At 45.4% G+C, this 20797-nt stretch carries 18 protein-coding genes, 2 pseudogenes and 1 other annotated feature; of the genes and pseudogenes, 11 read left to right on the top strand and 9 right to left on the bottom strand.

The window, feature by feature from the left end; translation table 11 throughout:
- Nucleotides 1-117: 117 nt before the first annotated feature.
- Both tyrS and ACVC9U_RS16075 read right to left on the bottom strand, forming a co-directional pair.
- Nucleotides 118-1368 (bottom strand): tyrosine--tRNA ligase, encoded by a 1251-nt coding sequence (gene tyrS, locus ACVC9U_RS16080; RefSeq protein WP_075755263.1) that lies wholly within the window; start codon nt 1366-1368, stop codon nt 118-120.
- 43 nt (nt 1369-1411) lie between these two features.
- Nucleotides 1412-1629, bottom strand: a binding site (T-box leader).
- Complete coding sequence (locus ACVC9U_RS16075; RefSeq protein WP_142238648.1) at nt 1624-2163, bottom strand: MarR family transcriptional regulator; 540 nt, start codon at nt 2161-2163, stop codon at nt 1624-1626. It overlaps the preceding feature by 6 nt.
- Before the next feature lie 293 nt (nt 2164-2456).
- On the opposite strand from ACVC9U_RS16075, the gene ACVC9U_RS16070 reads away from it, so the two are divergent.
- Both ACVC9U_RS16070 and ACVC9U_RS16065 read left to right on the top strand, forming a co-directional pair.
- Nucleotides 2457-2837 (top strand): RlpA-like double-psi beta-barrel domain-containing protein, encoded by a 381-nt coding sequence (locus ACVC9U_RS16070; RefSeq protein ID WP_020450411.1) that lies wholly within the window; start codon nt 2457-2459, stop codon nt 2835-2837.
- Nucleotides 2838-2893: 56 nt separating this feature from the next.
- The gene (locus ACVC9U_RS16065; RefSeq protein ID WP_075755370.1) at nt 2894-3913 is read left to right on the top strand and encodes a TolB family protein; all 1020 of its coding nucleotides are present in this window, start codon (nt 2894-2896) and stop codon (nt 3911-3913) included.
- A gap of 44 nt (nt 3914-3957) precedes the next feature.
- On the opposite strand, the gene ACVC9U_RS16060 is transcribed toward ACVC9U_RS16065, so the two are convergent.
- The 3 genes from ACVC9U_RS16060 to ACVC9U_RS16050 all read right to left on the bottom strand — a co-directional run bounded on the left by ACVC9U_RS16060 (nt 3958) and on the right by ACVC9U_RS16050 (nt 5712).
- The gene (locus ACVC9U_RS16060) at nt 3958-4953 is read right to left on the bottom strand and encodes a DUF4003 domain-containing protein (protein WP_075755265.1); all 996 of its coding nucleotides are present in this window, start codon (nt 4951-4953) and stop codon (nt 3958-3960) included.
- Nucleotides 4954-5047: 94 nt separating this feature from the next.
- The gene (locus tag ACVC9U_RS16055) at nt 5048-5350 is read right to left on the bottom strand and encodes a small nuclear ribonucleoprotein (RefSeq protein ID WP_075755266.1); all 303 of its coding nucleotides are present in this window, start codon (nt 5348-5350) and stop codon (nt 5048-5050) included.
- 122 nt (nt 5351-5472) lie between these two features.
- A complete protein-coding gene (locus ACVC9U_RS16050) occupies nt 5473-5712 on the bottom strand; it encodes a hypothetical protein (protein ID WP_075755267.1) in 240 nt (79 codons plus the stop codon).
- 289 nt (nt 5713-6001) lie between these two features.
- On the opposite strand from ACVC9U_RS16050, the gene lepB reads away from it, so the two are divergent.
- The 3 genes from lepB (at nt 6002) to ACVC9U_RS16035 (ending at nt 8378) form a co-directional block, all read left to right on the top strand.
- Nucleotides 6002-6550: a signal peptidase I gene (gene lepB, locus ACVC9U_RS16045; RefSeq protein WP_003179488.1), complete on the top strand. Its 549-nt coding sequence runs from the start codon at nt 6002-6004 to the stop codon at nt 6548-6550.
- A gap of 549 nt (nt 6551-7099) precedes the next feature.
- Nucleotides 7100-7369, top strand: a complete 270-nt coding sequence (locus ACVC9U_RS16040) for a methyltransferase (RefSeq protein WP_075755268.1) — start codon at nt 7100-7102, stop codon at nt 7367-7369.
- A gap of 364 nt (nt 7370-7733) precedes the next feature.
- Nucleotides 7734-8378, top strand: a complete 645-nt coding sequence (locus ACVC9U_RS16035; protein ID WP_026578946.1) for an SDR family oxidoreductase — start codon at nt 7734-7736, stop codon at nt 8376-8378.
- A 43-nt stretch (nt 8379-8421) separates the two neighbouring features.
- On the opposite strand, the gene ACVC9U_RS16030 is transcribed toward ACVC9U_RS16035, so the two are convergent.
- Nucleotides 8422-9294 (bottom strand): effector binding domain-containing protein, encoded by an 873-nt coding sequence (locus tag ACVC9U_RS16030; RefSeq protein WP_075755269.1) that lies wholly within the window; start codon nt 9292-9294, stop codon nt 8422-8424.
- A gap of 108 nt (nt 9295-9402) precedes the next feature.
- Nucleotides 9403-10944 (bottom strand): multicopper oxidase family protein, encoded by a 1542-nt coding sequence (locus ACVC9U_RS16025; protein ID WP_075755270.1) that lies wholly within the window; start codon nt 10942-10944, stop codon nt 9403-9405.
- A gap of 274 nt (nt 10945-11218) precedes the next feature.
- Between ACVC9U_RS16025 and ACVC9U_RS16020 the strand changes: the two genes are divergently transcribed.
- Nucleotides 11219-12226 (top strand): acyltransferase family protein, encoded by a 1008-nt coding sequence (locus ACVC9U_RS16020; RefSeq protein ID WP_075755272.1) that lies wholly within the window; start codon nt 11219-11221, stop codon nt 12224-12226.
- A gap of 36 nt (nt 12227-12262) precedes the next feature.
- Here ACVC9U_RS16020 and ACVC9U_RS16015 read toward each other — a convergent pair.
- Both ACVC9U_RS16015 and ACVC9U_RS16010 read right to left on the bottom strand, forming a co-directional pair.
- A pseudogene (locus tag ACVC9U_RS16015) lies at nt 12263-12574 on the bottom strand (DUF4352 domain-containing protein); the annotation flags it as partial.
- A gap of 264 nt (nt 12575-12838) precedes the next feature.
- Nucleotides 12839-13183, bottom strand: a pseudogene (locus tag ACVC9U_RS16010) (DUF4064 domain-containing protein); the annotation flags it as partial.
- A gap of 451 nt (nt 13184-13634) precedes the next feature.
- Between ACVC9U_RS16010 and ACVC9U_RS16005 the strand changes: the two are divergent.
- The 5 genes from ACVC9U_RS16005 to guaA all read left to right on the top strand — a co-directional run bounded on the left by ACVC9U_RS16005 (nt 13635) and on the right by guaA (nt 20797).
- Nucleotides 13635-14507 carry a cation diffusion facilitator family transporter gene (locus ACVC9U_RS16005; RefSeq protein WP_075755274.1) on the top strand — a complete coding sequence of 291 codons (873 nt, stop codon included), beginning with the start codon at nt 13635-13637 and terminating at the stop codon, nt 14505-14507.
- Between the two features lie 156 nt (nt 14508-14663).
- Nucleotides 14664-15626, top strand: coding sequence for an AAA family ATPase (locus ACVC9U_RS16000; protein ID WP_020450424.1), 963 nt, complete (start codon nt 14664-14666; stop codon nt 15624-15626).
- On the top strand, nt 15626-16837 hold the full coding sequence (locus ACVC9U_RS15995) for a DUF58 domain-containing protein (RefSeq protein ID WP_075755276.1): 1212 nt from the start codon (nt 15626-15628) through the stop codon (nt 16835-16837). The genes ACVC9U_RS16000 and ACVC9U_RS15995 overlap by 1 nt, the downstream gene beginning before the upstream one ends.
- Nucleotides 16838-16841: 4 nt before the next feature.
- Nucleotides 16842-19067, top strand: a complete 2226-nt coding sequence (locus ACVC9U_RS15990; RefSeq protein WP_075755278.1) for a DUF4129 domain-containing transglutaminase family protein — start codon at nt 16842-16844, stop codon at nt 19065-19067.
- 188 nt (nt 19068-19255) lie between these two features.
- A complete protein-coding gene (gene guaA, locus ACVC9U_RS15985) occupies nt 19256-20797 on the top strand; it encodes a glutamine-hydrolyzing GMP synthase (RefSeq protein ID WP_145653737.1) in 1542 nt (513 codons plus the stop codon).

Below are 20797 nucleotides of genomic sequence, written 5' to 3'. Positions count from 1 at the left end.
GGCTTCGAATCGAAACGATCAGATGATTGGATACCGTCCTGTTGCAAATTCTAACGCCTGCGCTTTTCATGAAAAACAGCCTAACGATCCTTTTAAAAGGATGATTAGGCTGATTGTTTATTGAGGCATTTGCAATTTGACAAACTTCCGTTTGCCGACTTGGATCATCATACCGTGTTCGACCGCCACATCCGCATGAATCGATTCTGCTTTGATGCCGTTGATTTTAACGCCGCCGTTTTGGATCATTCGGCGGGCTTCGCTTTTGGAAGGGAGGAGTCCGAGCGTCACCAATAAATCGGTGACAGGTACCGTTCCGTCACCTTGCCAGTGTACAGGCGTTATATTGTCCGGCGCGCTGTTTTGCTGAAAAACCTTTTTAAACTGCTGTTCGGCCGCTTCGGCCGCCTCGCTTCCATGATACATGTTGACGATGGTTTTCCCGAGAAGCATTTTCGCATCTCGCGGATGTACGGCCCCCGTTTCCAAATCTTTGACAAGTCGTTTTTTATCTTCCGCCTCCAAGTCGGTCGCAAGATGGATATATTTTTTCATCAAACTGTCCGGAAGCGACATCGTTTTCCCGAACATTTCATGAGGGTCTTCATCGATGCCGATGTAATTGTTCTTTGATTTAGACATTTTTTCAACGCCGTCAAGTCCTTCAAGCAGCGGCATAAGAATGACGACCTGTTTTTCTTTTCCGTACTTTTCCTGAAAGTGTCTGCCCATGAGCACGTTAAAATGCTGATCCGTTCCGCCCAGTTCAATATCGCTGTCCAGAACGACTGAATCATATCCCTGCATCAACGGGTAAAAGAACTCATGAAGCGAAATCGGCTTTTGCATGGCAATTCTTTCTTCAAAATCATCGCGTTCCATTAAACGGGCGACGGTAATTTTGCCGGCGAGTTCAATGACGTCTTCCAAGGTTAATCGTTTAAGCCATTTTGAGTTGTAGTGAAGCTCGACCTTGTTCTGATCAAGCACTTTTCCAAACTGGTGAAAGTATGTTTCGGCATTGCGGCGGACTTCTTCGTCCGTCAGCTGTTTTCTGGCGGCGGATTTTCCTGTCGGATCGCCGATTTTTCCTGTGAAATCCCCGATCAGGAGCTGGACGATATGACCATTTTCCTGAAATTGGCGCAGCTTATTCAAGACGACGGTGTGGCCCAAATGAACATCAGGTGCCGACGGATCGAGGCCAAGCTTAATTTTCAGCGGTTCGCCGGTCAAAATCGATTTGGCCAGCTTTGCCCGCAGTTCTTCCGGGGGAATGACCTCCTCCGCTCCGTCCATATATAAGTGAAGCTGCCTTTCGACTTCCCGCTTCTCGGCAGTTGTCAGTTGATCAAATTGTTGCTGCATGATAACTCCTCCTTTTTTTGTATAAAAAAAGAGCCTCATCCCGATAAGGGACGTGGCTCAAATGCACGCGGTACCACCCTGGTTGAAGACTTTCATCTTCCGCTTTATTTCAGATAACGGTTTCCCGTTCTTTGCTACTTAAAGGTTCACAAAGAAAGCTCAGGGAGGTAATTCACGTCTGCCTTTGCACCGGCTCGCACCAGCCGCCGGCTCTCTGGAACAGGGAGACAGCCCGCTACTTGTTCCCGTCGTTGCTTATGGTTTATGAAGATTGTCGTTCACTTTTCGAAGGAGCTCGATCAATGTATTCTGCTCCTCTTTTGTCATGCCCTTGATCAGCATGGTTTCCCCTTTGTGGAACGCCGGATAGAGCTCTTCAATAGCGGCTTTTCCTTCAGGGGTGATCTCGGCGTATACGTGTCTGCGGTCTCTCGGATCCGCGCTTTTTCCGCAAAAGTTCTTTTTTTCAAGCGTTTTAATGACATTGCTCGCAGTGGCTGTTGAAATGCCTGACAGTTCAGCGAGTTTTCTCGTTTCAAGCCTGCCCCATACCCATAGATCGTAAAGAATCGAAAAAGCCGTCCATGACAATTGATATGAGGAAAGAATCTCGGTCTCCATTTTGACACGGAGCTTTTGCGCTGACCGGTAAAGGTTGGTGGCGACCGAAATGGCTTCAAGATTCAAGGACTCGATCGGCATGCGTTTCAGCTTGATGAGTGTGTCGTGTTCTTCCTGTCGAAGATGGGGGGATCTATCCAATCGTGACGCCTGCCTTTTTATTTTCAGAATCATTAGCTATGAAACGAATTTTAACAGATGGTTTTCATTCATGCAAGCCCTTTTTTGATATGACGAGAAAAGCCGGCATCATGATGATGACCGGCACTTGTTTCAGCTAGGACTTTGGTTTGGTTCAGGGGTTCCGCAAGCGCGGTGCCTGAGTCATCTATTGTTGCGGTTATTGCCGGCCATTTAAACGTAATAATTGCATTTTAAACGTAAACAAACTGTAAAATACCATTTCTATGAAAAAAGGTATAATTTGAATGTCAGAAAAAAATCCCATTCACGGAGGATATTTTTATATGAAGAAGATACTTTTTTCTGTTTTTGTTTTGGCAGGCAGCTTGCTATTGGCATTCAATTTTGCCGGTGAGGCGAGTGCTAAAACGAAAAAAGTCAGCGGCTACATCACTTGGTACAACGGCGTGGGCAAAGTCGGCGCTGACGGCAAAAGGCTCGGCCATTGGGACTGCGCCACAAAGATGGGCTTCGATGTTCCGAGAAAAGGCACAAAAATAAGAGCCTATTCTAAAGCAAAACCAAAGAAAGTCATTACAGTCTATAAATATGATGTCGGCAGAATGCCGGGCGCTGTGTTGGATGTAAGCCCGAAAGCTTTTAGAGCTTTGGGATTTCCGACAAGCAAAGGAAAGGTAGCCGGACATTATACATATAAAAAATAGGAGAAATGAAGCAAGAAAAATCGTTTTCTTGCTTCTTTCAATTGGCGGGGTCGAATATGAAAAAAGTCTTTGTGTTTTTGTTGGCGGCCGTCATTTTAGCCGCAGGCGCATTTGCGGCCTTCCGCTATTTCGTCCCGGAAAAAGCGGAGCCGGCAAAGGGCGGCGGTTCAGACCTGCTCGTATCGATAACCGATCAGAAGCTGATGACCGCTTACTACGAAAATCAAAATAAGCTGTATGAAGAAAAGATGACGGATTACCCGGCTGTGGCATTAGACCGGAAAAAACGCATTCTTTATTATACGAACACCGATAACAGCAATGTGAAGCATTTGATCAGGCTCTATTTGCAGTCGGGCGAAAAAACAACCCTATATTCAGGGGATGAATATGTTGACGGGCTCAGTTTATCGGCGGACGGTGCGAAGCTGTTCATGCGATACAACCTTGCGGAGGAGAGGAATTTTCACCTCGCTTCCTTTGATTTAAAACAAAAGGCGTTTCACATCATTTATCCATCGTTAAAAAACAAGGACGAGAGCGTTAGCTACTATCAGTACAACAAAGCTAACAATCAATTCGTTATGCTGCATTATTCATTGAAAGAAGACTATCAAAAAACAGATAAGGCGAACAGCAAAGGAGTGCCGCCCGAACCGACGAATATGAACATTTCCCTGGCTGATGAGAAAGATCAGCAACAGGTGAGAACGATCGCAAAATTTATCAATGACACGGCAATTTCGCCGGATGGCAAAACGATCGTCTTTACAGAATCGGCTGATGATCAGAAGGCGATTTATGCGATGGATGCCGAAACGAAAAAATATAAAGCGATCATTTCAGATCAGCGGGCATTTTCATTAGTCGACTCAGCACAGCCGCAATTCTCGAAAGACGGGAAAAAACTTTACTTTCTCGCTGAAGCAAAAGATGCGAAGCTGCTTGAAGATGAAACGGGGAGCGAAGCAAGGGTGAGAACGATTTATTCGTATGATATGGATACGAAAAAAGTGAGCAAAGCCTGGGAAAAAACAAACGGGATTATCAACACCTTTTCCGTTATTGACGAATAATGAGCATCAGCCGGCACAAACAAACTGTGCCGGCTGATTTTTTATCAAGAGCCGTTTGCCTGAGACGCCGCAGCCGCCGAGCTCGTCATAATAGCGATTGCTGCTGTCTGCTGTGCTTGAATAACGGCTTCAAGCGTTTGATAAAGTCCTGTTTCCAGAAGCGCCGGATCTTCCGTTTTTTCGCTCATGTACAAGTTGACAGCCGTTTTCAGATTCATGTCTTTCTGCCACCTGAACAGTTTATCGCTGTTCAATGCGCCTGCTATGATTGTGATGGCATCTATGTCTTTTTCACCGTTCTCAAGCAATGCAAGCAGTCCGATTTCCGGGTAATGGACAGACTTCGGTCTTCTATGCTTTTTTGTCAATTCATCGTATATCCGAAGGGAGCGGGCGACAAGCTGATCGGAATCCCGCTCCGGCACAAGCGAGAGGATGTGGCTGAGAAACTGCAAATCGTTCCCTTTGCGAAAACCCGCTTGGTTCAGCTTTTGGTAAAACGCTTCGATATAGTCAATCAGTTCACCTGTCTCCATGTCTGAACCGGCCAAAAGCACGGCGAGCGGGTAGTCGCCGGCAGATGTTAAAAAGACGTGCTTGTCCTTCATTCCTTTGTAAATAGACAAAGCCCGGTTGATTTTGTCTTCATGATCATGCTCATCAGGATATTTTGTTAAAAGGATGAGTGCGGACAAGTAGGTGAAAATGCTTTTTTTGAATCCGTTGCCGGTCAGTTTTTCGTAAAGAATGAAAAAAGGTCTGATATGCGTTTCAGGTTCTTCGAAGCGCACGTCAAACATAGCGGCGAATGTATAGCGATGGGCCGACTTTAACGGCGAAAATGTCCCGGCGGCCTGTTTGACGGCCTCACTAAGCGTTAAAAACCGTTCTTTATCAAAAGGCCGCTTGTTGACGACATACATGGAAGCAATCATCATCAATGTCCGCTGATCTGTGACTTTCCATTTCAAATCGCTTTTTAACTCAGAGTAAATTGCTTTATATTGATCCAATCGCTGCTGCAGTTTAGCAGATGCCATTTTATCTGTCTCCTTCCTCGGTTTGCGTCGTTTTTGTATATACGAAACAAAGGAAATTAAGTTTCATGGATTTGGCATCATACCGGGCTTTTGCTTAATAATATGGAAAAGGATACAGCGCGGCAATAATAACAAACGGGAAGAGCCTTCTCCTGAACCGTCGGAATCGCCGGCGCGGATATCCGTATCCGCCGTAAAACTGCCTTTCATCTGTCACGTCTTCGGGAATGAGGAGAGATGTTTCCTGACGGTTCACCCCTTCAAGGATGCCGTGAACGGAACGGCCGTCCTTCATTTTCAGCACGACGTGATAGTGCATGTATTTGCGGCATAAATCGTGCAAAGACCTTTGATGATCATGGGGCATTGAGCAAACGGCATCTTTCGGAACACTCATATTCCTTTCCATCTCCTTTTAGATTCATGGTATTCATCTAATGGATGAATGTTCCGGTTTGGAACGGTGGAGCCGTGATATATGTAAAAAAGCCGATATAAATCGGCTTTAAAGATCAATGGTCAGCACTTCTTTCTGCGGCACTTGAAACGGTCGTCATCATCATCAGAAAAACACTTTCTTTTTCTGCACTTGAACCGGTCATCGTCAGAGCTGCGGGTTTTATCCGTTGTATCCGTTTTATTCGTTTTATCCGCTTTATCGGTATCCGCCGAACGCAGCGCGTTCCTTGACTGTCTTTCTTTTTCCCGCTCAGGGCTGTATGGATCGTAATTGTCATAGTACTCTTCGTAGCTGTTCATTTTGAGGCAATCACCTGCCTTTGACTCATGATATGATAATGTATTATAAAGAGGGGCGATTTGCCTGTGCATATATAATGGTTTGTTGTGCCGTAAATAAGCTGATCAACTGACAAAATTCAACATTGAATAAAGGATTTTTTGCTTCAACCGCTAATATTATATGTATCAACCATTTTTTTACGGCTGCGCCTGCCGGTGCTTGAGAGAAAGCATTCAGGCGGACAGTCTGATAGGATAGAAGGAGCGGAATGCCGATGAAGCGATACGGAAGTGAAGGAGAGTACTTATGAAAAATAGTAGAAAAAAAGAAATCTTATCGTGGGTGAAAACACTTGTCATAGCCGCCGCGCTTGTGATGGTTTGCCGCTATTTTCTGTTTACGCCGTCAACTGTTTTGGGAGATTCAATGTATCCGACTTTAGAGGACGGCAACATGGTCATGGTTAGTAAAATCAGCGATATTCAGCGCTTTGATAAAATTATTTTTCACGCGCCTGATTCGGATGAAAACTATGTGAAAAGGGTGATCGGCCTTCCGGGAGATACGATCGAAATGAAGGATGATGTCCTTTATATCAACGGAAAAGCATACGATGAGCCTTATTTAAAGAAAAACAAACAAAAATTGACGCTTCATGAACATTTAACAGATAATTTCACACTGGAGAAATTGACCGGTGAACAAAAGGTGCCGGAAGACCACTTATTCGTGATGGGGGATAACCGCCAAAACAGCAAGGACAGCCGCTTTTTCGGATTTATTACAATGGACTCCGTTGTCGGCAAAGTTGAGTTCCGTTATTTTCCTTTCAATGAGATCGGCGGAATAGAATAGAAACGAAAAAGGCTTCCCATGATATGAATGGGAAGTTTTTTTTGTTTGTCGGCAAAGTCATCAAAAGTGGTCTAAACCAAGTCGCTATGCTTGAGCGCGGCGGCAATTCTACTATTCAATTAAATTTAAATTAGAGCCCAGTTTTGGATGTCACAGTTGCTCTCTGAATTAAAAGGATTGCCATGTTTGATTGTTGATTATAATTTATGAATGAAACAAAAATAACTAAAAAATCCCGATTTAACAATTTAGTGTATGGTATTCTTTAAGCACAAAAATTGTTCACTTTTACTATACATATTATTAGGGGGATAAATGGAATCAAAAAATAGTAAACTAACACCGTCTATAACTATATTTTTCGCTATGAAAAAGCACAATACCGAATTTCTTGGTTAGTTTTTTAGTTGTTCTAAATCAGAGGTTTCAGCTTTTCTAAGGAGTACTCTTGATTTTTTTATTTTTATCTCAATTCTTACGTTGTTTGCAGCGATGATTGAAGTACTGGTGACACCTTATGTATTACATAAATTCTGATAGGAGGTCATTATGTTTAATAAACAACAGATAGATAAGCTGCCAGAACTGAAGAAAAAGTTTGGAAGTGGTTTTATCGCAGTTTTCTATATCTCTATTCTTCTTTCCATGTGTACGTTTTTTATAGAATACAAATATTTTCTCATTGTATTATTCGCGCCCACTATTATTGTTATGTTAATCAACCCTCCTTTTTCCGAAAAAAAGGGGATGTTTCGTTTCATTGCCGGCCTTTATTTGCTTTTATTGGCACTGGTAACATACTTGTGGCTTCAAGCATAAACAGTCCGGATATAAAGATCAGGACTGTCATCAGCGCGAGGTTTTTTCGAATAGGGGAGAGGTTGGTTATTTTCGGCCCGCGGAGAAAAGATGAATTTACGTTTAACGCTTTTGCTGCCAAAATCTCAAAAATCCAGCAAGCTTGACTTGAAAGGTTCTCATCGCCAAAAAACAGAATGAATGAGATAAAAATAGGGCAGATTATAAAAGTCCGACCTATTTTGTCAACAATCTGAAGGGCTGCCTACAGTGATAATGGGGAGCCTTTTTAGCATTCGCACATTTTGGCGAGCGGGCGGTTTGAAACATTGTCTGTACAGTGGAATAATGAAAAAAGAAGCTGGACAACAAGGAGGATGAGCAGATGAAAGTGTTTGTAGTGGGGGCGAACGGACAAATCGGGCGCCGCTTGACAAAAAGCTTGAATGAAAGCGACGAACATCAAGTCAGAGCAATGGTGAGAAACGAAGAGCAGGCGCAGGCTTTGAAACAATCGGGAACAGAAACCGCGCTCGCTAATTTAGAAGGCACCGTGGAAAGCATCGCAGAAGCGGCGAAAGGCTGCGACGCGATTGTCTTTACCGCCGGCTCAGGCGGCAAAACGGGCGCTGATAAAACGCTTCTGGTGGATTTGGATGGGGCGGTTAAAACGATCGAAGCCGCCGAAAAAGCGGGCATCCGCCGATTTATTATGGTCAGCACATTGCAGGCACACCGCCGTGAAAATTGGAGTGAAGCGTTAAAGCCGTATTATGTCGCCAAACATTATGCGGATCGGATTCTTGAAGGCAGCGGATTAAACTACACGATTATCCGTCCGGGCGGCCTGTTAAACGAACCGGGTACAGGCCGGGTGAAAGCGGCGGAAAACCTTGAGCGCAGAACGATTCCGCGAGAAGATGTGGCTGATACCATCTTGGCGGCGCTCACCGAAGAGCATACATTCCGGCGTTCATTCGATTTGGTTTCGGGTGATCAAACGCCCGCCGAGGCGCTTAAATCGATATAAAAGTGATTCGGGGAACCTGTGGTCAGAAGGTTCCCCGGCGTTTTTACAGAAGCGGAATATAGATGGTCATCTTCATCTCGTTCGGCGGCACCGAACGGCACACATCAGTCACTTCAAAGTCCGGTCCTTCTGTTCTCTCGTAATTGGTATTCATCAGCCATGATCCATAGATGTATCTTCTTGTGTTCTGCACGGATTCGGTCGATCCGTTCACATGAAATACGGCGTATTTGCCGCCGGGAATTTTCGTATACATAAGCGGCTCCGGCACTTCTCCGGCTGCTGTTTCGCGAACGGCTTCCCCGATGATAAATGAGAAACCTCCGTCATCCCGGAAGCGGCATGACAGCCCGTAACACATATTCGGAGCCGTTTTTTGAGGGATTTGCATAAAGTATCCATTTCTGCCGAAATCGTTGTAGAATTTCGGGATATCTTCGAAATACTTTTCATCGTTTAAATTTGTCCGGTACTCATATCCGATCATATGTATATCATTTAAATGAGTAATGTGCGGCTTTGGGATGTTCATATCTCCAGTCATCCTTTCTTTATATTCGAGAAAATTAATTTTGGTTTGAAAATCAAGCTTGACCTTTGCTTTGCGATACTTGGCCGGAGTGATGCCGAAGTACTGTGAGAATGCCCTGCCGAAAGCTTCCTGTGAGCCATAGCCGAAATCGATTGCGATCTCGAGAATGGAACGGTCCGTTTTCTCAAGCAGAAGCGCAGCTTCAGACAGACGCCGGTTGCGAATGTACTGATAAACGGAAAAACCGGAAATCGCCTGAAAAAGCCTTTGAAAATGAAACGGGGAGAAACATGATTTAGCCGCAATATCCGTAATGTTTAAATCGTTTTGAAGGTGTTCTTCGATAAAATGAACCGCGTTTTGAATTCTTTCGTAATCATCCATATTCATCCACAGCCTTTACGATTTGATGATCCTATTGTACAGGATCAAGCGATGGTTTTTTTGATGATTTGTGCTTTTTTAAAAGCCTCCAAATGCGGAGGCTTTTTCTTATTGATGACGAACATCCGTCACTTCAAGAGGGCGCATCATATCGTAATCTTCGTGTTCCAGGATGTGGCAGTGCCAGACATATCTGCCGCTGTACGGCGCAAAGGTTGCGATAATGCGCGTCACCGAGCCCGGAGGTACTTTGACGGTGTCTTTCAGCCCTTTTTCATTCTGTGCCGGTGGAACTGCCGGACCTGTAAAGACAAGTTCTCCGTTTTCCTGATACCGCTCGATATCAAACGGCCGGTGGTCGAGAATCAAAAATTGGACAAGATGTAAATGGATCGGATGGATCGCCCTTCCGGCATTGATGATCGACCAGATCTCAGTGCTGCCGAGGGCGGGAGTTTCAGTTACCGGTTCATGCCATTTTGTGTTGTTTAAAAGCAGAACAGGTCTTCCATATTGATCAAGGGACGCGCCCAATGACAGATTTCTAAGGGTATTGATCTTGTGTCTCCGGTAAAATGGGCGTTTTCTCAATATTCTCGGCAATGAACTTGTATCTTTTTGCTTCAATGGTTTTGAGATGCGGAATTGCATGATGTCGGCATCTGTATCGGGATCTGCGTCTTGTCCGCCGCAGCCGATCCGGTTTTTCAATGTCACGGTTTTTCCTTCAGCTCGTGAAAAATCAACGATGATATCGCACCTTTCAGCCGGTGCGATCACCAGTTCATTGACTTTAACCGGATGCTGCAGAAGACCGCCGTCCGTACCGATTTGATGACATGTGATGTCATGATCGAAATACAGCTCAAAGATTCTCGTATTGGAGGCGTTCAGTATCCGAAACCGGTATTTTCGGGGTTCCAGTTCAGCAAAAGGCCATACCTTGCCGTTGACTAAAATGGTATCACCGCAAAAAGCCGGAACAATCGACGGGTCCGGAAGATCCGGCGAAGGGTTGTCAGGCTGCCGCGGATAAAACAATGAACCATCTTCATGAAAGGACTTATCTTGAATCAAGAGCGGAATTTCATATTCTCCCTTCGGCAAGTTCAACGACCGCTCTTCCCTGTCGCGGATAAAATATAAACCGACAAGCCCCGCATATACATTCAGCCTTGTGATGGCCATTGCATGATCATGATACCAGAGAGCCGTAGCATCCTGCTCATTCGGATATTCATACACCTCCCTTTCAAAAAAAGGGCCTTTGGCTTGAAAGTCTTTAGTGTACCAGGCTTCCGGGTAACCGTCGCTATCAGGCGGTGTCCGGCCTCCATGCAGATGAACGACTGTTTTGACTTCATGTTCATGATGGCCGTCGTCATGAATTGTATGGTCGACGGGGAGAAAATGATGATCCGGAAGCTTATTCAACCATTTGACCGCGACTTTTTCGTGTTTTTGCACTTCAAAGGTGGGGCCGGGATAGACTCCGTTATATCCAAACAGCCGGGTCGGCGGCAGATCGCGGTGGAGCTGCTGCTGAAATTCTTTCATTGAGACTTCATAATAGGTCATTTCCTTGCTTTTGCTGTGGGGGTTAAGCACTTTCGGAATGGGGAGTTTGTCAACGAATTTTTCAAGTTTCATGTTTCACCTGTCCTCTTTTGTTCTGATGAAAAGATCATTACATTATAAGACGGGTTGCATGGTCTGGTTCCTCATGATGAGAATAAGAAATGTAATTTGTGCTGAGAATGTTAAAAAAAAGAATCGATCATGACAAGAAGATGAACAGAATATTTCCTAACGATTAAAAATCGCCTTAAGGCATGTTTCGCGGAGGAAGAAAGGCGGGGATGATGATACATTATGTGTAAACCCTTTCTTATGGGGCGAAGCGGTCTGAAAGGAGATACCCGTATTGCAGAAAAGAATAGAGTGGATTGATGTTTCGAAGGGCGTGGGAATTATATTGGTCGTGTTGGGCCATACACCGACGCCGGATTGGCTGAAAACGTTCATTTTCGCATTTCATATGCCGCTGTTTTTCTTTCTGTCCGGCCTCGTTTACCATGATGGGAAGATGACTTTTACATCATTTCTCTTTAAAAAAATAAAGACGCTTCTTTTGCCGTACTTCATTTTCTCCGTTCTTGCCTATTTATTCTGGGTTCTCGTCGAGAGACATTTTACGTTCACCGGGAGTTCGGATGTCGATCCGGTTGTACCGTTTAAAGGCATTTTTTATTCGATGCCTGATGACTACATGCTGACACACAACCCGGCGCTCTGGTTTTTAACATGCTTATTCATCGTTGAAATGCTGTTTTTTATCGTGAAGAGATGGGGGAAAGGCAGGCTGTTTATCGTCATTGCCGTAATGGTGTCGGCCGCTTTGGGCTATTTGAATGACCAGTATGTGGACATTAAGCTGCCGTGGAATATTGAAGTGGCCCTGACCGCCATCGTATTTTATTCGGCCGGTTTTCTGTCGAGAAATAGCCTGAGGGAGATGAAAGACCGAAGAACGCTGCTCCCAGCGCTTCTCTTATTCATCGCGGTCGGCTGTTTACAGACCATGAACGTCAGAGTGGATATGAGGGCCAATGAGTACGGAAACATGGCAATCTTTTATTTGACCTCATTTCTGGGAACGGCAGGCGTCATTTTCAGCAGCTTTAAACTCGAAAAAGCGAAGCTTCTCCAATTTCTCGGCAAAAACTCGCTGATCATTCTCGTACTGCACTACCCGGTCATCAGGATGCTGAAAGCCGTCGTCTACTACTTTACCCAGGTTTCCCTTGATGAGACATACGGCTCCCTGTTGTGGAGCACGCTTTACACCGGCATGACATTGCTTGTTATGGTGCCTTGCATCTTTTTATTGAACCGGTATCCGATCGTGCTTGGGCGGAAGAAATGCAATTAAAAAACTTGCAAAGTTTTCTTTGCAAGTTTTTTTGAATTATTGAAGTTTGAAAGTAATCTTTTTATCATTCCAAAATTCAGGAGTGTAGAGGACCTTATATGTTTTGCTCTTTTTAGACTCGAAAGTGATTGTTCCAGATACCTTGCCGTTTGGTGTCAGGTTTCCAGATGATAGGTCATTATCATCTGATGGTCCAAACGTATTTTGCGTAATTTGTCCATCCTCATTTTGAATTTGAAAATCAAGTGGGTTATAGGAAATATCTTTATCGCTTTTATTTTCTATGTTAAGTGTTACAACTACATATTCATTACCGTTTTTTGGCTTGAAATATTCATTGCCCATCGATTTTTTAACGTTAGTAACTGTGATTTGGGTGCCATCCAGATCAGCTGTTTCATTTAAACCAAATTCAGTTTTTTCTTCTTTGGCATCGTCATTGCTTTTTTCTTCGCTAGTTTTTGCGGCTGTCGTCTTTGCACTGCTACCGGACGACTTGCTTTCTTGAGAAGAAGAGCCGCTTGAAGCGAATATCATGACGAATACGATGGATCCAATAATCGTGACATAGAACCACCATTTTTTAAAGACAAGGCCTTTATTCTCGCCGCTGAACAATGCTTTACATCCGCCGATTAAAAGCAGAATAAGCGGAACGATATATGCCAGGCTGACGCCGACAGTTCCTCCTATTGCAGCCGCGATATAAAAAGTACCCGCTAATTTAGTATGTTTTTTTACGATACATGCACCGACGATGGCCAGTGCAGACAGCAAAATAACCGCCCAGGATGATCCGATAACTTCTCCAGCGCCATCCGCCTCTAAAGCGGCGCCTAACCCTCCGAATAATAAACCTGAAAATCCTGCAAAAATCCCGAAAATACCGCCTAGTAACCCCAGTACAAATTCTGCCGTACGTTTGACAGGGGCTTGAAAATTTGTTTGTTCTGACATGTAATGTCCCCCTTATAATCTATGTCATAATGTCTAAAACATAATAATCCAAAAAAGGAAAAAAGTCCATATATTTTTCATGACTATTTTACTATTATTTTATATTGTCAGAGTGTTAAGGACTATTTTAGACTTTTTTTAATATCGTTTAAATTTTGGGTTTGTTTAATGTTTTTTAGAAGAATCATGCAGGGACACTAAAGAAAAAATATTCAGAAAGAAGATACCGACCTTTTAATCCTATGCAGCGTGAATAAATTGAGGTTTTCGCAAAATCCTTATACAGAGCGGGTTTTACCGGTTTTGACCCGACTGAAATTTGTTTCCTTAAATAAAAAAAGTTCTACTCTGACTATATTTCTGCAAGAAGTGAATCATGTTTCTATAGACTCACTCAAGTTTTGCTTTGTATGATTAAAAGCGAAAACACGGATGGGAAAGGAAGCTTTTTATGGAACGGTATGATGAATTAAAAAAAGGTGAAACCGGGGCATGGGTCAGCATCATCGCTTACATTGTGCTGTCGGCTGTTAAATTGGCCGTCGGGCTTCTATTTCACTCCGAAGCCCTCAGAGCCGACGGACTGAACAATACAACAGATATTATCGCCTCAGTAGCGGTGCTGATCGGCCTCAGGATTTCTCAGAAGCCGCCTGATGAAGACCATCCGTACGGACATTTCCGCGCTGAGACGATTGCCTCGATGATCGCTTCATTTATCATGATGGTGGTCGGTCTTGAAGTGCTGTACAGTTCGGGCGAAATGCTGTTTAATCCGAAAGAAACGACACCGGACATGATTGCGGCCTGGACGGCGGCAGGCAGTGCCATCGTGATGTTTTTGGTTTTCCTCTACAATAAAAGGCTGGCAAAAAAGGTAAACAGCCATGCCCTCTATGCAGCCGCCGCCGATAATAAATCAGATGCCTATGTCAGCATCGGAACGTTCGCAGGCATCTTTGCTTCGCAATTTAACCTTGCCTGGGTCGATACGGCAGCAGCGTTTATCATCGGATTGATCATCTGCAAAACGGCTTGGGGGATTTTTAAAGAGGCGGCCCATTCTTTGACGGACGGGTTCGATATTAAACATATTTCAACGTATAAAGAAACGATCCGGAAAGTTCCCGGCGTCGGCAAAATCAAAGATGTTAAAGCGCGTTATTTGGGCAGCACCATCCACGTGGAAATCATTGTGGAAGTGAGATCAGACCTCAACATTGCAGAAAGCCATGATATCGCCGATGAAATTGAGAGAAGAATGCAGGAGGAACACTCGATCGTTCATTCCCATGTTCATATCGAGCCCTCTGGAGAGAAATAAGAAGCGGTTACTGACCGCTTTTTTTGTTTTTCCACTCTGAAATTCGAAATAAAAAAAGACAAAACTCTATTTTCCTCCAGTTAGTTGTTTTCTGAGAGTACATCGTTTATGGTAAAGTTATATAAATTCGATTCGTCAGCAATGAGGAGGAAGAGGATGGCATACGAAGAAACGCTGCATCCCGTTTTGGGAAAAGTAGCTGATAATATTGACAAAGTAATGGTAGGAAAGAAAGATATTGCCGTTTTAAGCCTGACTGCCATTCTTGCAAACGGACACGTCCTGCTGGAAGACGTTCCAGGCGTCGGAAAGACGATGATGGTTCGCGCCCTGGCAAAGTCAACCGGCGCTGAATTTAAGAGAATCCAGTTTACGCCAGATTTACTGCCTTCAGATGTAACAGGCGTTTCCATATATAATCCCAAAACACTGGAATTTGAATACCGTTCAGGTCCGATTATGGGAGATATCATCCTCGCAGATGAAATCAACAGAACGTCGCCGAAAACGCAGTCGGCGCTTCTGGAAGCGATGGAAGAAGGAAGTGTGACAGTAGACGGCGTGACAATGCCGCTTTCAAAACCTTTTTTTGTAATGGCTACGCAAAACCCCGTCGAGTATGAAGGGACATATCCGCTGCCGGAAGCTCAGCTTGACCGCTTTTTATTCAAGCTGAGAATGGGATATCCGACAGTGCGCGAAGAGCTTCAAGTGCTCGATCTTCAGGAAAACCGCAGCCCGATTGAGGAAGTTGAGCCTGTCATAGAGAAAGAAGAGCTTGCCGCATTTCAAAAAGAGGCTGAAAAGGTGTATGTAGACGCTGCGATTAAAGAATACATTGTTGAGATCGCCCAAAAAACGAGGAGTCATTCCGCCGTTTATCTCGGCGTGAGTCCGCGCGGCTCAATCGCCTTGATGAAGGCTGCTCAGGCGTTTGCATTTTTATATAACCGTGATTATGTCATTCCTGATGATATTCAGTATTTGGCGCCTTTTACCCTTGCACACAGAATGATTCTGCGGTCAGAGGCGAAATTTGAAGGAAAGCGGCCTGAAGCTGTCCTTCAGGACATTATGTCAAAAACGGAAGTTCCGGTCAGAAGGCCGATGAGCAACTGATGAGAGAGCGCATCGGTCTTGTGAAGTACGGATGGAAGCTGTTTATCGTGTTTCTTCTGTTTGCTTCAACGTTTTGCTATGCGATGTTTCAAGGGGGATTTGTCAGCTGGTTTTTGTTCTACTCATTTCTTCCCTTTGTGCTTTACGCTTTCCTGTTTGCCTTTTATCCGCTGAAGAACATGACAGCGGAGCGGAGGCTGAGCCGCGGACAGTATAAAGCCGGTGATCAATTGGAGGCTTTCGTCGTGTTAAAGAGAAAATGGCCCTTTCCGATCATGTTTATGGTCGTGGAAGACTGTCTGCCTGATTCGCTGGGGAGAAACGGGGGTTCGGCAGAAGCCAAACAGTTTCTCTTTCCTTGGTTTAAAAAAGAAATTAAGATGACGTACACGATCAATTCGGTTCCGAGAGGAGACCACCGTTTAGCAAAAATCAGGGTCCGCACAGGTGATCCGCTCGGACTGCTGGAAAGAGAATGCGAGATTCAATTGGAAGACTCCTTTCTCGTTCTGCCTTCCTATCAAGAGATTAATTTCCGCGCCAGCGGAGGCTCTTATGATGAACATGCAGGCCGCGTTTCAGAGCTTCGCCGAAAGGACAGCACACTGGCATCAGGTATCAGGGAATACCAGCCGGGCGACCGGTTTGCATGGGTCGACTGGAAGACGTCAGCACGGCGCAGCCAGCTGATGACGAAGGAATTTGAGCAGACGAAAGGGGATGACCTGCTCGTCTTCATGGATCAGTCTCCCTCTGATGCTTTTGAAGAGATCGTCGCGTTTACCGCTTCCATCATTCGTTCGGCCATGCGGAGCGGGACGAATGCAGGGCTTGTTTCCACAGGAAAGGAGCGGAATGTCTTCCCGGTTCGGCAAGGGGAGGAGCATCTGAGAAAGCTGTTTTACTACTTGGCGCTTGCCGATTGCGATGCGGTCCAGCCGTTTCACAGTCTGCTGGAGGGTGAATTCGGCCATCCAGATATGAGAAAAGCCGTTAAATATATTGTGACAAGCCGCATCACCAACGAATTGGTGCAGGTTTTGAAGAAACCGCTCTCCGGCGGACTGCCCGTCATTTGTTTGGTGAAAAAAAAAGGCGGAGCCCTCTCAAGTGAGGAAAGCGCCGCTGTCCAACAATTAAAAGCGCGGGGGATTGAAGTGAACGTTATTTACGGGGAACATTTTTCCCGGGGTTTTGCTGAAGCGAGGTGAGAAAATGTTGTCCGGGGGAAAAAGAAACAGTTTCGGTTTATTGCTTTTTTATGTGCTAACCTTTTTGCTGCTGTGGGAATGGCTGCGTCCTTTGCAGTATTTTACCGATACGGGGCACACCGTCTTTTTTATTTTGTTTATTGCCTTAGTATTTTTGCTTACATTTTTTAAGGTCCCTTGGTTTATCAGATTTCCGGTCAGCCTTGGCTTCGTTCTGTTTGCGCTACACACGATTTTTTACGAAGGATCGGTGTTTTCACCTTCATGGATTGCCCTGCTTTTTCAGGATTTAAATCAAAATTTCTCCTATATTTTCTCCGGCATGTGGCGGGATATGTCGCCGTTGTTTCGGACGCTGCTCTTTTACGTCCTTCTTTGGCTGCTTGTATACTTGCTGCACTACTGGGTGATCTATCAGCGCAGAATTTTATTCTTTTTTATCATGACCGTTGTTTATATCGCGGTGATCGATACATTTACGCCGTTTGACGCATCATATGCGATCGTCCGGATCGTGCTGATCGGCTTTTTGCTTCTCGGCCTGCTGTATTTGGAACGGATCAGGGAATCAGAAGCGTTAAAATCCTCAAGATCGCGGTTTGCCAAATGGTTTGCACCGCTCTTATTGATGACTGCCGCCGCCGTTTGCATCGGCGCGGTCTCGCCGAAAGCCGATCCCGTCTGGCCTGATCCGGTGCCGTTTCTGCAGACGGCTGCGACCGGCGATTTTGCTTCCTCAGGCAAAAGCAAAGTCGGCTATGGAACGAATGATGAGGCATTGGGCGGGCCATTTTCAAAAGACGATACATGGGTATTTACATGGCAGGGAAATGAACGAAGCTATTTCAGGGTAGAAACGAAAAGCCGCTATACAGGTAAAGGCTGGATTGAAGACGAAAAAGCGGGCGCGTCCATCCAGCTTGACGAGGGTGAGCTGGATTACCAGTGGTACGACGAAGACGTGAAGACCGAAACGCGCAAAGCGATCGTCGATATCGATCCGGCTTATCGGTACGATCACGTCCTGTATCCGATCGGGACGACTGAAATCAAGCTCAACAATTTCTTTGTGCCGCTCCGCATGAACTTAAACACAGAGAAAATAAAACCGGCCGGCAAGACAGGCGCGGACATTCAGAACCTGGAAAGCTATTCGGCCACCTATAAATCACCCGTCTTTGATGTTGAGCAGCTGAGGAAGGTCAGCTTGGAGTCGGAGGGGAAATGGAGCAGAAGCCATGAGAAGTACCTTCAGCTTCCCACTTCCCTTCCCGACCGCGTGAAAACATTGGCGCACGATTTAACGAAAGACGAAGATAATATATATGACAAAGCGAAAGCGATTGAGAAGTATCTCGGTTCTTCCGAGTTTTCTTATGAAACGGAAGATGTGGCTGTTCCTAAAGGAGACCAGGATTATGTCGATCAGTTCTTATTTGAGACGAAAATCGGCTACTGCGACAATTTCTCCACAGCTATGATCGTGCTGCTACGGTCGGCCGGAATACCGGCCCGCTGGGTAAAAGGCTATACATCCGGTGAATATGCAGGAACGACGGCAGACCGGAAACGGACGATTTACGAGGTGACAAACAACAATGCCCACTCCTGGGTTGAAGTGTACTTTGAAGGACAAGGCTGGGTTACGTTTGAACCGACGAAAGGCTTTTTAAATCCGGAGCAGCTCGTTGAAGAGTCCAGCGACCGGCAAGCCGGTGCGGCTTCTGATAAAAAAGAAGATGATAAGAAAAACGACGGAGGTCAGCGTCCGCAGGATGTAAAAGAACAAGACAACAAAGAGAAGCCCGAATCTCAGACAAAGCGTGATGCCGAAGGCGGTTCTCATGCCGGCAGCGGGGATGCAGATCGCTCCCTTTTGACCGGTGCGGCCGTCCTCGGTCTGTTGCTGGCGTTGACAGCGGTGCTTTACTTTACAAGGGCAAAATGGATGCCGCACATCATCATCAACAGGCTGAAAAAACGGCGTGATGGCGCGGTTTTCTTCAAAGCTTACGAAGAGCTGCTCCGCCAGCTGAAGCGCCAAGGCATGCAAAAAGAAGAAGGCCAGACGCTGCGCGAGTTTGCGAAGACGGTTGATGAACGCTTTCAAAGCGGGGAAATGACAGCTTTGACCCGTCAATATGAACGGGCTCTGTATCGAAAGGAAGACGCCGCAAAACTTTGGAATGATTCGGCGGAGTTATGGGAAAATTTAATTAAAAAGAGATAGTCTTGACCGCTTTCAGTCGTATTGTTAGAATAAGTGAATATTAAAAACCCTTATATATTCTTGCTGGCAGGCTCGGCGGCTTATCTATCGGACAAGCCGGGCCTTGTCCCGTGAATGGGGGCAGGACGGCCGTGTGTCTGCCGCCATTTTTTCTGTGCAAAAAGACAATTTGATAAAGAGGTGACACCATGACGAAGTTAGTAAATGAAATGATTCTTGTGTTGGATTTTGGAAGTCAGTACAACCAGCTGATTACCCGCCGTATTCGTGAGTTTGGTGTATACAGTGAATTACATCCTCATACGTTGACGGCAGAGGAAATTAAAGAAATGAATCCGAAAGGAATTATTTTGTCCGGCGGTCCGAACAGCGTTTATGACGAAGGATCTTTCCGCTGCGACGAAAAGATTTTCGAACTGGATATCCCTGTTCTTGGCATTTGCTACGGCATGCAGCTGATGACGCATTACCTTGGCGGAAAAGTAGAAGCGGCGAGCCAGCGCGAATACGGAAAAGCGAACATTCATATCGAGGGTGAACCGGATCTGTTTAAAGATCTTCCAAACGAACAGGTCGTCTGGATGAGTCATGGTGATCTAGTTGTTGAAGTTCCAGAAGGCTTTACCGTTGATGCGACAAGCCATCATTGCCCGAATTCAGCTATGAGCAAGAAGGATAAGAAATGGTACGGCGTTCAATTCCATCCGGAAGTCCGCCATTCAGAATACGGAAACGACCTTTTGAAAAACTTCGTTTTCGGTGTTTGTGAATGCGCCGGCGAATGGTCAATGGAAAACTTTATTGAGATTGAAATGCAGAAAATCCGCGAAACAGTCGGCGACAAGCAAGTGCTGTGCGCCTTGAGCGGCGGGGTTGACTCCTCTGTCGTTGCGGTCTTGATCCATAAAGCGATCGGCGACCAGCTCACTTGTATTTTCGTAGACCACGGTCTCCTTCGAAAAGGCGAAGCGGAAGGCGTGATGAAGACGTTCAGCGAAGGCTTCAACATGAACGTGATCAAAGTTGATGCGAAAGACCGCTTCCTGAACAAGCTTAAAGGTGTCTCAGACCCTGAGCAAAAACGTAAAATCATCGGTAATGAGTTTATCTACGTGTTTGACGATGAAGCGGAAAAACTGAAAGGTATTGACTTCCTTGCACAGGGAACGCTTTATACCGACATTATCGAGAGCGGAACAGCGACAGCTCAGACGATCAAGTCGCATCACAATGTCGGCGGACTTCCGGAAGACATGCAGTTTGAACTGATCGAACCGCTGAATACGCTCTTCAAAGACGAAGTGCGTGCGCTCGGAACCGAACTCGGCATCCCTGACGAAATCGTTTGGCGCCAGCCGTTCCCTGGTCCAGGCCTCGGCATCCGCGTTCTTGGAGAAGTGACGGAGGAAAAGCTTGAAATTGTCCGCGAATCAGATGCGATTCTCCGCGAAGAAATCGCCAAAGCTGATCTTGAAAAAGATATTTGGCAATACTTCACTGTTCTTCCTGATATCCGCAGCGTCGGCGTCATGGGAGACGCAAGAACTTATGACTATACGATCGGTATTCGCGCCGTGACATCGATTGACGGCATGACATCCGACTGGGCGAGAATTCCTTGGGATGTTCTTGAGACAATCTCAACACGGATCGTCAATGAAGTGAAGCACATTAACCGTGTGGTTTACGACATTACGAGCAAGCCGCCTGCAACAATCGAGTGGGAATAA

This window comes from Bacillus sp. GM2, from assembly GCF_056155945.1.
The sequence above is the reverse complement of the archived record's forward strand: the minus strand, read 5'-3'. Positions and strand labels throughout refer to the sequence as shown.